Here is a 14,837-nt window from a genome sequence, read left to right as displayed (position 1 = left end):
GCCAAAACCGAGTGATTTATTCTTCAATTTTGAGAATAAAAGACTCCAAGGGTTTCAAGTCTATGTCGATTTGACCCACACTATCGTTTACCACTAAGGGCAAGGCTGAACCATACAACATATCTACAGTGGAATAGGTGCCATTTTTCAAATCCCATTCGGCAAGGATTTCCGGTGGGATTTTCAATTGAAATTCGCGGGAACGGTCCGCTTCAAAATTGGAAACTATTACCAAACGTTCCGTACCCGACCACCGTACGTATGAAAGCACGCGATGATCATAGTTTTCGGTGCGCTCCTTATTGTAAAAATGGATGTCTTCATAGCTTCCACCCAGGGCATCGCTGGCCACAGTGAAATTTAAAAGACGCTTGTAAAAATCACGAAGACTTTTTTCATCCTCGCTCAATTGCCCTCCATCGAACTTTTTGTCGTTGACCCAACGCTGATGACTTGGTACACCTATGTAATCGAAAATGGATGTACGAGTCGGATCGCCAAATCCCCCATCCTCGGCCGCAGGCTCCCCTACTTCCTGACCGAAGTAAATCATAATGGGTGCCGTGGTCATGGTTGCCGAGACGACCATGGCAGGCATCCCTTTTTTGGCATCACCGACGAAGGCCGGGCTGGCGATGCGTTGCTCGTCATGGTTTTCCAAAAAATGCAACAAATGATGCTCAATGTCCTGCGTTCCTCTTTTCACAACGGGCAAATGGTCCGTCCACCCGTGACCCTGCATGATATGTTTGAGCGAGTCGTACATCTCGACCTTATCATATAAATAGTCCATTTTACCTTTGAATATATAGTCCCTATACAAATCGGGATTGTACACCTCTGCCAGGAGAAAGGCATCGGGATTTTTCATTTTAATATTCGAATTCATATAACTCCAGAATTCTACAGGTACCATTTCGGCCATATCAAAACGAAAGCCATCCACCCCTAAATCTAACCAATAGAGCGCGATGTCCTTAAATTTTTTCCATGAGCCAGGTACATCCTTGTTAGACCAAAAGGCATGGTGTTCCTCAAACCCACGCAATCCAAAGTCTTCAGGAAGCGTTTCAAAATCGTATGTACCATCGGGCTTAACGCCATAATTTATCTTTACCGTCTCGTACCAATCGTTTTGGTCCGGTTTGGCCAAACGCGAACCATTTCCGGTCCATTTTGCAGGGCTTTCGTTAAATTTCCCGTCAAGCATCGGATGATTTTCCCCTCCCAAAGGCTGATAACCATCGCGCCAATCGGGCACCTCAAAATCCTGCCCTGGGATGTAATAAAAATCATTGTTCCTAGCGTATTCGACCGAGGTATCATCGGTTGCCCCGAACGGAGCCGAACCTTCAGGTGTCGTTTTTCCCTCGTAATTGCGCGCTACGTGATTTGGAACGATATCGATCAACAGCTTCAAGTCAGCCTGATGGGTTCGCCGGATCAACGCCTTGAATTCGGCCAATCGTTCCTCGGGATTTTCCGCTAAATCGGGATTCACATTATAATAATCCTTGACGGCATAGGGTGAACCCGCCCTACCCTTCACGATATCCGGATCATCCTGGCTGATACCAAAATCGGTGTAGTCGGTTATCACGTCATGGTGGGGTACACCGGTATACCAGATATAGGTAACCCCTAGGTTTTTGATTTCCCGAAGTGCTTCCTCCGAAAAATCGGAGAATTTACCGACCCCGTTTTCTTCCAAGGTTCCCCAAGGTGTATTGGTCGTATTCGTATTACCAAAAAGTCTGGTAAAGACTTGGTAAACAACTTCTTTCTTTTTAGGGCTTTCCTGCATCTGTTCTAGTTCTTCTTCACATCCTACCGAATACACCAAGATGACCAGTATAATGCATAGATGGGATTTTTTCATATTAAACGCTGATTTCCGACTTCGGGCTAAGCGCGATTCGCTTCCCGTTCACTCGAATTGACATTTCTTGGTCGCCCTCCAACGCGAAGCTGCTACCATCATGACTAATGGTAACCCTTAGGATACGGTTCCTAAAATTCACTTTAAAGGAATACGATGTCCATTCTTCGGGAATCCTTGGAGTGAACGACAGTTTATCATCGATAACCCGCATGCCGCCAAAACCTTCAACGATGCTCATCCAAGTTCCGGCCATCGAAGTGATGTGCAACCCTTCTTCTACCTCTTTATTGTAATCGTCCAAATCTAATCGAGAGGTCCGAAGGTAAAAAGTATATGCTTGTTGCATTCGATTCAGCTTTGCTGCCTGAATACTATGTACGCAGGGCGATAGCGAAGATTCGTGTACGGTAAAAGGTTCGTAAAAATCGAAATGCTTTTCGAGCTGCTCGGTCGAAAAGTGGTCTTCGAAAAGGTAAAAACCCTGCAATACATCGGCCTGCTTGATATAGGGCGAGCGTAAAATTCGGTCCCAGCTCCATTTTTGGTTGATGGGGCGTTGCTTTTTATCCAAATCGTCGACGGTAATCAGTTCTTTATCTAAAAATCCGTCTTGCTGAAGGAATATATCAAGTTCTTCCGATCTCGGAAAGTACATCTGGTCGGCCACCTCTTTCCACTTGGAAAGCTCGCCATCGGTAAGCTTCGTTTTGCCCATAACCCTTTTGTAATCTTCTTGATAACCGTCTTTAACTTTACCTAGCTGAACTATGGTATAATCGATACACCATTTCGCCAAATAGTTGGTATACCAGTTGTTGTTGACATTGTTCTCGTATTCATTGGGACCGGTTACCCCAAGGATTACATATTGCTGTTTCTGTTCTGAAAAGGTTGCGCGCTGTTGCCAAAATCTCGCGATGCCGATGAGTACTTCCAAGCCCATTTCAGGAATGTACGTGTAATCCCCTGTAAAGCGGTAATAATTGAAGATGGCAAAGGCGATTGCTCCGTTGCGGTGTATTTCCTCAAAGGTGATTTCCCATTCATTGTGACATTCCTCACCGTTCATGGTAACCATCGGATAGAGGGCCGCACCGTTCGAAAATCCTAGTTTTTCAGCATTTTCAATGGCCTTTTTCAAATGATTATAGCGGTACTTTAATAAGTTTCGGGCAACTTTCTGGTCTTTGGTCGCCATATAAAAGGGAATGCAATAGGCCTCGGTATCCCAGTAAGTGCTCCCTCCGTATTTTTCTCCCGTGAACCCTTTTGGACCGATATTCAATCGGGAATCCTTACCCAAATAGGTTTGGTTGAGCTGAAAGATATTAAAACGGATGCCCTGTTGCGCTTTCACATCGCCTTCAATGGTAATGTCGCTCATTTTCCAAATATCGGCCCAGGCTTTCATCTGGCCGTCCAAAAGATGTTCAAAACCGAGCTCGGTCGCTTTTTTCAAGACTTTCTTGGCCGCCGCGACCAAATCGGAACGGTCGTGATTCGTAGATACCGTGTAGCCCCCGAATTTATGCAGGGCCAAGGTCTCACCCTTACTAAGTTTTTGTTTAAATGAAAATGCTACGCTCGTATCTCCCAACTGCTCCTCCAGAGCGGTGTCTAACAGCTCGTTTTGATGATATAGCTGCGACTGCATAAAAGTGCAGGTCGCGAAATTGGTCTTCATCGTGTGTGCCTCGATAAACGCCTGACTATTTTCGGAAGAGATACCCGTGGTGTTCCAAAATTTATCGTCCCAATTGCTGTCTTCATTGGTGATACCGCTATCCAAATAAGGTCGAAATACGATTTCGGCATCCGAATCAACGGGTGTAATCTCATATTTGATGGCGCCAACTTCGTCTATGGCGAGACTTAAAAAGCGTGTTATTCTCACTTTTACCGTAACACCATTTGAAGTCAAGGCCTGAAACGAGCGTTGGTACCAGCCTTCTTTCATGTTCAGCTCTCTCCGAAAGTCCTTTACCTTTTTACAGGTATTTAGGTCGAGTTGCTCCCCATTGATCAGGACTTCTATCCCGATCCAGTTGGGAGCGTTGAGCACCTTGGCAAAATATTCAGGGTATCCATTTTTCCACCAACCTACCCTAGTTTTGTCGGGATAATAGACCCCTCCTATATAACTGCCCTGAAATGTCTCTCCCGTGTAGCGTTCCTCAAAATTGGCACGTTGCCCCATGGCCCCGTTCCCGATACTAAAAAGGCTTTCCGAAGACTTGACCCGTTCTGCATCAAAACCTTCTTCGATGATGGACCAGTTGTCCGGTTTAATGTAATCTTGCATGTAATCTCATGGTTTTTTAGACTTGACGAGCTTTGACAATACCGAGCCGGAATCAAGCATCCTTTTATAAATCACTACGAAAGTAAACCCTCTAAAAATTCTAGGCTAATTTCGGTAAAATCTTTAAAAATAAATTTCGCCTCGGATAATACATCGGCGTTACCGATGCCTATGCTGAGCATATTCGCATGGTTCGCCGCGGCGATTCCCGCCACCGCATCTTCGAAGACAACGCAGTGCTCAGGGGCAACGCCCAATTTATCGGCACCGATCAGAAAAACTTCAGGATCCGGTTTGGCCTTGGTTACACTATTCCCATCGACCAAGACATCGAAATAGGATAACAATTGTACCTTTTCCAGTATGGGTCGCGCATTTTTACTGGCCGAACCCAAAGCAATGGGGACGTTTCTTTCCTTTAGAAATTGCAACACCTTAGGTACATCGGGTAGAATCTCAGAGGCGTCCATTTTTTCGATGTAGGCAAGATAATCCTCGTTTTTTTCGATCATCCATCTATCGAATTGTTCTTGAGTGGCCTCTACTTGACCGATATCCAATAAGATCTCAAGGCATCGCTTTCGACTTACCCCTTTAAAGAGTTCGTTCTGTTCGTGGGTAAACTCAAAGCCCAATTCGTTCGCGAGTTTTTTCCAGGCTAGGTAATGGTATTTCGCGGTGTCGACAATAACACCGTCCAAATCGAATATGAATCCGGTTTTCTGCATACTTTAAATTATTAAGGGTATTTGTTATGGGTTGGAAGTCGTTCCCCCATTGATAATGGTGGCCTGAATGACCTCGGTTCGAAAATTTTCCTCATCCTCGTCCAATTCCAGCTCGGCCTCTACACGTTCAATCAACATCTGGGCGGCCGTTTCTCCCATTTGTTCCCCATGTTGGGCAATAGCCGTTAATCTAGGAGATGAATACTGAGAAAGAATGCCGTTGGTAAAACCGATAACGGAGATATCCTCTGGAATTCTTTTTCCACGCTCCTGCGCTTCCCGCATACACTGTACTGCGAAAATTTCATTGACGCAAAGCATGGCATCAAAATCGTTATTATCGAAGAATTCACTTATTGCATTGCTACTATCCCCAAAATAGGGTAGTATTAAGACTAGGGATTCGTTGATTTCCAAATTGTTTGCTCGCAATGCTTCTTGGTAACCAATGGCTCTTTTGGCACTTACATTCAAATAATCATCAGTAGATATCAAGGCAATCCGTTTTTTTCCTTCATCAATAAACATCTGAACCGCTTTGTACGCTATTTCCTTATCGTTGATAATCACTTTATCGCATTTCACTTCGTCGGTAACCCTATCGAATAAAACAAGTGGAATGCCTTGTTCGGTCACTTCCTTTAAATGGTTGAAATCGTTCTTGAGTTGGGTTTCTGCCGAGAGCGACATGATAAAACCATCGATACTTCCATTGGCCAACATTTCCATATTAATTACTTCCCGGTCAAAAGATTCATCGGAGACACAGATTATTACATTATAACCATGACGGTTGGCGTACTTCTCTATGCCCCTAAATACCGTAGTGAAAAAGTGATGGATGATATCGGGAATGATAACCCCAATTGTTTTGGTCCGCCTGTTTTTGAGGCTTATAGCAATATTGTTCGGCCGATAATTGTATAATTTCGCAAAAGCTTGAACCTTTTCTTTGGTATCTTTTCCGATTTCTTCGCTGTTTTTTAACGCCTTTGACACGGTGGATATCGAGACTTCCAATTCTTTGGCGATATGTTTGAGGGTGATATTTTTTCTCACAATAATTTTTAATAATGAAATTTCAACAAAATAATTCTTTACGGAAAGGCTTCCTAGAATTCGGTCGTAATTTAACATATAATCCTGCCAAACCGTATAAACCCACTAAAATCTGGTCATAAAAAAATTTATATATTTGTTTCTAATTGCGAGAATGATGATTTTGAATCACTCTCATTGTTAGATGCATAATTAAGGTATTCCCAAATTATTAGACTCATAATTCCTAAAAGTTATCAACACGAAACCGTTTGCGTAGTTGATAAAGCAGCGAATAACTGTTTTTAACACATTTTTTACATATTTTTAACCTTAGATTTTTAATTAACTCAAACTTAAACTAACAATTTATGAAGATTACGCTCTTAAAAAGCTTAGCCATAATCGGGGCATTTTTATGTTTCGGGATTGCGCAAGCCCAAGAAGTGTCTGGTACGGTTTCCGACGCACAAGGTCCTTTGCCTGGTGCAAACGTTTTGGAAAAGGGAACGACCAATGGCACCCAGACCGATTTTGATGGCAATTACACTATAACGGTTAGTGAAGGTGCCACATTGGTATTCAGTTATATTGGATATAAATCGACGGAAGTCGTTGTTGGAGGCCAGTCTACTATAGACGTTACCATGGAAGAGGATGCACAAGCCTTGGAAGAAGTGGTAGTTACGGGATACGGTAGTCAGGTAAAAAAGGAAATTACTACGGCCGTGACCAGTGTAAGTTCCGAGGAGTTTAACCAAGGTGTCATCAGCGAACCGACGCAATTACTACAAGGTAAGGTCGCTGGTTTAAGCGTGTACAACAAGGGTGGTGACCCAAATTCAAATTCTACCATTCGTTTAAGGGGTATCTCTACCATTGGGGGCAATGCCGAACCTCTTGTCGTTATCGATGGGGTGCTCGGACAGTCGCTGAATAACGTAGACCCAAGTGATATCGAAAACATTACGGTGTTAAAGGATGGTTCCGCAGCTGCGATATACGGTACACGTGGATCAAGTGGTGTAATTTTGGTCACTACCAAGTCCGGTAAGGTAGGACAACCTTTTTCAGTTTCCTATAACGGACAGTTTTCTACTGCTAACGTCGCAAACCAAGTAGAAACCATGAACCGGGAGGAATTTCTCGCAGTTGGTGGAAGCGATTTGGGAAGTGACACCAATTGGAGGGACGAAGTGACCAGAGCAGCCTTCACATCAGTTCATAACGTAGCCGCAGTAGGTGGTACCGAGGATGCGAACTATCGGGTATCGGTCAACTTCAGGGATACGGAAGGTATCTTGACCAATTCCGGTTTCAAGCAATTCAATGCCCGAACGAAATTGTCCGGTCGTATTTTCAATGATAAATTGAATATTGATTTCAATTCATCGCTTACACAACGCGACAGTGATTTCGGTTTTAACGAAGCATTGCGATATGCCGTACTTTACAATCCTACCGCTCCTGTTCTAGGTGAGGACGCGCCTTTCGCATTCAATGGCGACCAATTCGGTGGTTATTTTGAGACGCTAGGTCTTTTTGACAGTTTCAACCCGGTATCGATAGCCGAGCAGAATAAAAATTACGGTACTAGAAGTCTAATCAATTATAGCTTGGATTTCCGTTACAATTTTACCGATAATTTAACGGCCAATTTGAACATCGGGCAGCAAAATGAGAAAAATACGAATCGGCAGTACTATCCGACCACCTCATTCTTTAGAGGAAATGCTGTGAGCCCTTTTAGAAAAGGTTCAGCAAGTTTCTATACTAATGAAATCGAGAACAGAACCTTAGAGCTTTTTGGCACCTACAGCAATACGTTTAGCGATTTGGTTTCCTTGAAAGTGACCGGAGGGTATTCTTGGCAAGAAACCGATTTTAACGAATATTTCTTGCAATTAGGTGATTTTCCTCCAGGCGTAGATTTCGATTTCAGCAATGCCATTGAAGCCTCCCAGGATTTATTGGAAGCTGGACGAATCGCTGCAAACAGTGGGAGAAATGATGATGACCGGATTATCGCTTTCTTTGGGCGTGTGAATGCTACGATTGACGATGCCATTTATGTGAACGCTTCACTACGTAGGGAAGGTTCGAGTAGATTTGGTGAGGACGAGCAATGGGGTCTTTTCCCTGCCGCTGCAATCGGGGTTGATGCGAACAAATACCTACAATTGAAAAATGTAAACCTATTGAAAGTACGACTGGGTTACGGGGTAACCGGTGCCCTTCCACCGCAAGTAGGATTATCTCAAGCTACTTTTGGAGTAATCAACGGCTCTAATGGTTTTGGCTCTTCTGCCACAGGGAATACCCTTCGGGTTCCAAATCCAGATCTAAAATGGGAAGAGAAGAAAGAAATCAATTTAGGATTTGAATTTGCAAGTGAGCGCTTGTCAGCAACCTTGGATATTTACAATAGGGATATCGAAGACTTTATCAACTCTGTTACGCTCGAAAATACAGGTGGTGGAGCAGATGGAGGTTCCCAATTTCAAAATGGTGGTGAGTTGAATACCAGAGGTCTTGAGCTAGCCGTTAATTATGATGTCATCAAAAAAGAAAATGTATCCTACAATACAGGGATTATCTTTTCTACTTACAAAACAGAGCTTACAAGTGTAACAGGGGGTAACCGTACTACCGCGAACTTGGGTGCACCTGGTCAGAATGATACAAATGTGATTCTGGTTCAAGAAGGTGAAGAGATTGGTCAGATCTGGGGGCCTGTTTTTTCCGGGGACGTGGATGAAAACGGAACGCCGATTTTGGTCGATGTGAACGGTGATGGTGAGTTGATCACCGGTCAAGGGAACGCCTTGGATGAGAATGTAGATTTCGAGGTACTCGGAAAAGGTTTACCCGATTTTGAAATCGGATGGACCAACCAAGTGACCTTTGGCAACTGGGACGTGAATGCCTTTTTTAGAGGTGCTTTCGGTCATAGTTTGGTCAATACATTCCGGGCATTTTACGAGCCCCGAATCGGATCACAATCTTCGTACAACTTCGTGAATACGGAATTGGCAAGGGACGACATTAGAACTGCTCAATTTAGCTCTTATTATGTAGAAAAAGCTGATTTCTTTAGATTGGACAACATGTCAATAGGCTATAACATTCCTTTCGATAGCGACTATATCAAAAACATGCGAATCTCGCTAGCCGGTCAAAACATCTTTACAATTACCAACTACACAGGAGCAGATCCAGAACCTTCTTTACAGGATTTCGGTTCGGTAGACAATGGAGGGGTCTTAAATACGAATAATCCTGATGTATTGGCGCCAGGTGTTGATAGACGTTACAACTATTTTGCTTCTAGAACCATCACCTTAGGTTTGAATATTAATTTTTAAAAAAAAACTATGAAAAATTTGTATAAACTCACATTTTTAAGCAGTATGCTAGTGCTCGCTTATTCATGTACCGATTTGGAAGAAACGCTCGAAGATGAGCTTACCACGGAATTCTCTGACGACGGAGTTTCCGTTATCGAAGGGGCAACTGCTGGCGGCATACAGCCTCCAGGAAGTTTATTAGGCGCCTATGGCGGTGTTCGTGCAGGTACTGCGGGACACGGGTCGTATTATTCCGTTCAAACAGTATCTTCCGACGAGATGGCGATTGGCCAAAAGGGTGGTGACTGGTTTGATGGAGGTATCTGGTTGCGTATGCACCGTCACACCGTAGGTTCTGCCAACGGTCCGTTGAACGATACCTGGAACAATGCCTTTAATGGTATTGGCCAAGCCAATACGGCTTTAGCGGGTAGCCTCTCTCCGAACGAAACTGCCCAGGCAAGAACGATTCGAGCCTACCAATATTTTAGGCTAATGGACTTATTCGGACGTGTAAAGATTGTGACCAGTACGGATACTGGTGCAAATAGTAGTGTACCGCAATCAGAAAGATCAGAAGTATTTGCTTTTGTAGAGAGCGAATTGTTGGCTGCATTGGGTATTCCTGCCGTCACCGCTTCCATGGACTTGTCCGGTAGCGATTTGGGAACGGCATCCGATCCATATATCATCAACCAATATGCGGTTCTGGGAATTTTGGCCAAATTGTATTTGAACGCCGAAGTCTATACGGGAACACCACGTTACGAAGAGGCCGAATGGGCAGCTTCTTATATCATTGACAATGGTCCTTACCAATTGTGTGCTGACGGTTGCTCCGTACCCAATCTTGCAAAAAGACCTGACGTTGAGGAAGATCCTGATAACCTAGAAGGGTATGCTGCGATTTTTGCGCCGAACAATCAATTTAATCCAGAGATGATTTGGTCGATCTATTACGACGCTGTAAGTGCTGGTGGCATGAATTTCTCTCAAATGAACATGCATTACAGTAGCCAATTGACGTATTCTTTAGACCAACAGCCATGGAACGGTTATCAGGTACTAGAGGAGTTCTACAACAGCTACGATGATGACGATTTGAGAAAAGAAGCGAACTTTTTGGCCGGGCCTCAGACCGACTTTAGCGGAAACGCCCTTTTGGATTTCGCAGCGGATGATGATGACCTTGTTGTCAACTACACTCCTGCCATCAATGAACTTGAGCCCAATTCTGAAAGAGAGAGTGGTACACGTGCTAAAAAATTCAGCTTTCAACTCTTTGGCCGTCAGGAAATGAACAATGATTATCCTATCGTACGTTTAGGTGACGTTCACTTGATGAGAGGTGAAGCAAGAGCAAGGGCAGCAGGTGATTGGAGTCTTTCTTTAGACGATGTGAATGCTATTAGAGATAGAGCAGGTCTTGAAGGCTTGGATAGTATAGACGCAGACACCTTTTTCGAGGAGCGCGGTAAAGAGATGTTCCAGGAAGGAAGTCGTCGTACTGACCGTATCCGTTTTGGTAAATGGGGCGAATCTTGGTGGGAAAAGACCAACAGCGATTCTTTTAGAACCATATTCCCCATTCCACAGGAACAAATTAATGCCTCCGAAGGTACTTTAACACAGAACCCAGGCTACTAATTTAAAAGTATTCAATATATTGAAGGGTTGCTCAAAACGGGCAACCCTTTTTTATTACCGCAGTAGGAATGAGATTTTTTTTACTTTTCGTACTTTCTTCGATTACAGCTTGCTCGGTTAAGGAGGAAGACCCCAGTAAGCCCCTGTTTACCTTAAGGGATACGAGCATCGGTATCGATTTCGAGAACCGGCTTACCTACACCGAGGATTTCAACCCTTATGTTTATCGTAATTTTTACAATGGCGGAGGCATTGCCATCGGTGATGTAAACAATGATGGTTTAGAAGATATTTATTTTACCGGCAATCAAGTTGATAATAAACTCTACCTGAACAAAGGCAATTGGCAATTTGAGGATATCACCAAAACCGCTGGCGTACAATGTACGGGAGTATGGTCTACCGGCGCCACGTTTGTCGACATAAATGCCGACGGTTTTTTGGATTTGTATGTATGTAAGTCCGGAAAGCCCGGTGGCGACAATCGTTACAATGAACTCTTTATAAATAATGGCAACTTAACCTTTACAGAGTCGTCAAAAGCGTATGGCTTGGATGTTGAAGGACTTTCCGTTCAAGCAGCTTTTTTCGATTACGATAAAGATGGGGACCTTGATTGTTACATACTGAACAACTCAATCAAATCGGTCGGGGTTTTCGACCTGATCAAAGACCAACGAAATATACCCGACGCCTCTGGTAGCGGAAATAAATTTTTCCGGAACGACGATGGGAGTTTTGTGGACATCACCAAAGAAGCCAACATATATTCGAGTAAAATCGGATTTGGTCTCGGAATTACCTTAGGGGACTTCAATAATGACAACTGGACAGATATTTTCGTATCCAACGACTTCTTCGAGCGGGACTATCTATACATCAATGATACCAAAGGAGGTTTTTCCGAAGAGTTGGAATCGTATTTTTCTTCCATTTCCATGGGCTCTATGGGTGCCGACCTTGCCGATCTGAACAACGATAGCTACCCTGATTTGATGGTAACCGAGATGCTCCCGGAAACCGAGGCCCGCCAGAAGACAAAAACCATTTTTGAATCTTGGGACAAACAGCAACTCGCCGAAAAACAAGGCTACTTCAATCAGTATTCCAGAAACACCTTACAACGAAACCTAGGCAACAATACATTTCTCGAGGTGGGAAGGCAATCCAAAGTTGCCGCTACGGAATGGAGCTGGAGTGCCCTTATATTTGATATGGATAATGATGGATTGCGCGATATGTACGTGAGCAATGGTATCTATAAGGATTTGCTAGACAGGGATTATTTGACCTATGAGGGCAACGATGAGACCATACGTAAGAAGGTTCAAGGCAATGAGAAGAATATTATCAAAAATTTAATCGATGCCATGCCCTCGCAGCCTGTTGCGAATAGTGTATTTAAAAATCTCGGCGACTTTAAATTTGAAAAAACCAATGAAGCTTGGGGCCTATCACAACCAAGTTTCAGCAACGGGAGCGCATACGGGGATTTAGACAACGATGGGGACCTTGATTTAGTGGTCAATAACGTGAATATGCCCGCGTTCGTTTATGAAAATAATACCGACACCTTAACGCACAGGAGCTTGTCTTTAAAATTTCGAATGAAAGAATCAAATACACAGGCCATAGGAACCAAAGTCTATCTGGCTACGCCAAATGGAACGGGCTATGGTGAGAATTACACCTCACGCGGTTTTCAAAGCAGTGTTCCCGACGGGGTGCACTTTGGTGTTGGCGATGCCGAAACAATCGACTCCTTATCGATATCTTGGCCAGATGGAACGGTAACCGAACTTTTTGATCTTGCCACCAACCAGCGCCACATTATCGAGTATCCATTAGAACCAGCTTTCGATACAATGGTGAGGAAAGGTCCGCGTCCCGTTTTGACCAAAATGCCCCCACTGTTTACCTTTGAACATCAAGAGAACAAATACATCGATTTTAACAATGAGCGTCTGCTCCCCCAGATGTTCAGCAACGAAGGGCCAGCTTTTGCTTCCGCCGACCTGAACGCCGACAGTATTCCGGATTTCTTTGTAGGCGGAGCCAAAAATCAATTAGGTGCGCTCTTTATTTCTTCCGAAAACGGCTATGAGCGATACGAACAGCCCTTCTTAAACGACAAAGCTTCTGAAGATACCGATGCCCTGTTTCTTGATGGTGATAACGATGGCGACATGGATCTTTACGTATGTCACGGCGGTAAGGCTTTTTCGCCCTACTCCACCGCCCTGCATGACCGGTATTACACTAATGACAAGGGGCATTTTACCCTAGCGGAAAAGGCCTTGAGTTTTGACAACCCGATAAGTTCTTCGACCGTAACCGCTGCAGACTATGATCGGGATGGCGATGTAGATCTTTTTGTTGGGGAACGCTACAAAACAAGATCCTACGGCCTAGCCTGTTCCGGATATCTATTGGAAAACGACGGCAACGGTAATTTTAAAGCCCGTGAAAAAAAAGTGTTCCAGGATATGGGTATGATCCGGGACGCCGAATGGAGCGACATCAACAACGATGGCTGGCAAGACCTGATCGTCATCGGCGAATGGATGGCCATTAAAATTTTCATCAATAAGAAGGGCGTATTAACCGACCAAAGTGCCGCTTATGGTTTTGATAACACCTCTGGCATCTGGTCCTCTTTGCATATCACCGACGTGGATTTGGATGGTGACCAAGATCTCATAGTCGGAAACATAGGTTTAAATAATTTTATGGAACCGGCCATGCGGATGTACGTTGGCGATTTTGACAAAAACGGCTTTAAGGAACAACTGATCTGTAAAAAAGTGGATGGACGATACTATCCTATCGTAGATAAGGATGAGCTCATCGCACAAATACCTGCGTTAAAAAAGAAATTGCTCTACTATAAAGACTACGCCAAAGCGAGCATCGCCTCACTAATACCCAAAGAAACTCTCGAAAACGCCATTTTTGTCGATTTACAAATGCTGGAAAGCACCATATTTTTTAATGAAGGAAAGCGCTTTACGGCGAAATCGCTTCCGAATGAAATTCAATACGCCCCCGTGTTCGCCATCACATCGGAAGATTTGGATAAAGACGGTTCACCCGACCTTTTATTCGGTGGAAATCAATATTTGGTCAAACCACAGTTCGGAAGGTATGATGCTTCAAAAGGATGGGCTATCTTTGGGCCACATTCTGTAAAAGAGGACAAAAAAGAAGTGATTCCCTTGAATATCGAAGGACAAATAAGAGGATTGAAATGGATCGATTTCAACAATAAGAAGCTGTTAATAGTACCCACCAATAATGAAGAAGTTCAATTCTACCTGTATTAGTATTTTTATAGTTGGTTGTTTTGTTGTGTTGCCGCTAAGTTGTTCCCAATCGGAGTACTCCCGCTTGGTCAAGACTGAAATGAGTAAAGATGTAATGAAGGATTCACTTTTGTTCGGCATGAAATTTGGACAATCAAGACAGACTTTTTTTGACATCTGTTGGCAATTGAACAACAAGGGATTGATCAAGCAAGGGCCCGAAAATAAATTCGTTCAATACCAACTGCCCCACCGCAAAAACGATTCGACAGCAAAGAAGGTGATGATGTATTTCTACGGAATATTCAATGAAGAAAAAATCATGACCGGAATGGACCTCAAATTCGGTTACAATTCCTGGTCGCTCTGGAATAAATCCTATCAAGCCGATACCTTGCTTCCTCAGGTCAAAGACAGTTTGTTGGAATGGTTTCCCGGAAATGATTTCATCTCAGTACCCTTAAAAAAGAACGGCGAGGCTGTGCTTGTTAAAATAGACGGCAACCGTCGCATCCTAATCGAACCTTTGGAAAACAACAAAGATGTAAATGCGCGAATAGATGACCTGAGGTATCTTATCGAGTAATACGA

Annotated in this window: 8 protein-coding genes; 4 read left to right on the top strand and 4 right to left on the bottom strand. The window is 43.7% G+C overall.

Annotation, left to right across the window (positions count from 1 at the left end; translation table 11 throughout):
- Window positions 1-16 precede the first annotated feature (16 nt).
- From FGM00_RS00375 to FGM00_RS00360, 4 genes are all read right to left on the bottom strand, one after another.
- Window positions 17-1,879: an alpha-amylase family glycosyl hydrolase gene (locus FGM00_RS00375; RefSeq protein ID WP_138851004.1), complete on the bottom strand. Its 1,863-nt coding sequence runs from the start codon at window positions 1,877-1,879 to the stop codon at window positions 17-19.
- A gap of 1 nt (window position 1,880) precedes the next feature.
- On the bottom strand, window positions 1,881-4,184 hold the full coding sequence (locus FGM00_RS00370; RefSeq protein ID WP_138851003.1) for a glycoside hydrolase family 65 protein: 2,304 nt from the start codon (window positions 4,182-4,184) through the stop codon (window positions 1,881-1,883).
- A gap of 74 nt (window positions 4,185-4,258) precedes the next feature.
- Entirely contained in the window at window positions 4,259-4,912 is a 654-nt protein-coding gene (gene pgmB, locus FGM00_RS00365) for a beta-phosphoglucomutase (protein WP_138851002.1), read from the bottom strand.
- A gap of 24 nt (window positions 4,913-4,936) precedes the next feature.
- Window positions 4,937-5,971 (bottom strand): LacI family DNA-binding transcriptional regulator, encoded by a 1,035-nt coding sequence (locus FGM00_RS00360; RefSeq protein ID WP_138851001.1) that lies wholly within the window; start codon window positions 5,969-5,971, stop codon window positions 4,937-4,939.
- A 350-nt stretch (window positions 5,972-6,321) separates the two neighbouring features.
- Between FGM00_RS00360 and FGM00_RS00355 the strand changes: the two genes are divergently transcribed.
- The 4 genes from FGM00_RS00355 (at window position 6,322) to FGM00_RS00340 (ending at window position 14,832) form a co-directional block, all read left to right on the top strand.
- Complete coding sequence (locus tag FGM00_RS00355) at window positions 6,322-9,315, top strand: SusC/RagA family TonB-linked outer membrane protein (protein WP_138851000.1); 2,994 nt, start codon at window positions 6,322-6,324, stop codon at window positions 9,313-9,315.
- A 9-nt stretch (window positions 9,316-9,324) separates the two neighbouring features.
- The gene (locus tag FGM00_RS00350; protein ID WP_138850999.1) at window positions 9,325-10,944 is read left to right on the top strand and encodes a RagB/SusD family nutrient uptake outer membrane protein; all 1,620 of its coding nucleotides are present in this window, start codon (window positions 9,325-9,327) and stop codon (window positions 10,942-10,944) included.
- A gap of 68 nt (window positions 10,945-11,012) precedes the next feature.
- Window positions 11,013-14,267: an FG-GAP-like repeat-containing protein gene (locus FGM00_RS00345; RefSeq protein ID WP_138850998.1), complete on the top strand. Its 3,255-nt coding sequence runs from the start codon at window positions 11,013-11,015 to the stop codon at window positions 14,265-14,267.
- Complete coding sequence (locus FGM00_RS00340) at window positions 14,239-14,832, top strand: hypothetical protein (RefSeq protein ID WP_138850997.1); 594 nt, start codon at window positions 14,239-14,241, stop codon at window positions 14,830-14,832. The genes FGM00_RS00345 and FGM00_RS00340 overlap by 29 nt, the downstream gene beginning before the upstream one ends.
- Window positions 14,833-14,837: the final 5 nt, after the last annotated feature.

The sequence above is a fragment of the Aggregatimonas sangjinii genome (assembly GCF_005943945.1).
Lineage (GTDB): Bacteria > Bacteroidota > Bacteroidia > Flavobacteriales > Flavobacteriaceae > Pelagihabitans > Pelagihabitans sangjinii.
Note: the sequence above shows the minus strand (reverse complement) of the source record. Positions and strands in the feature narration are given on the sequence as shown.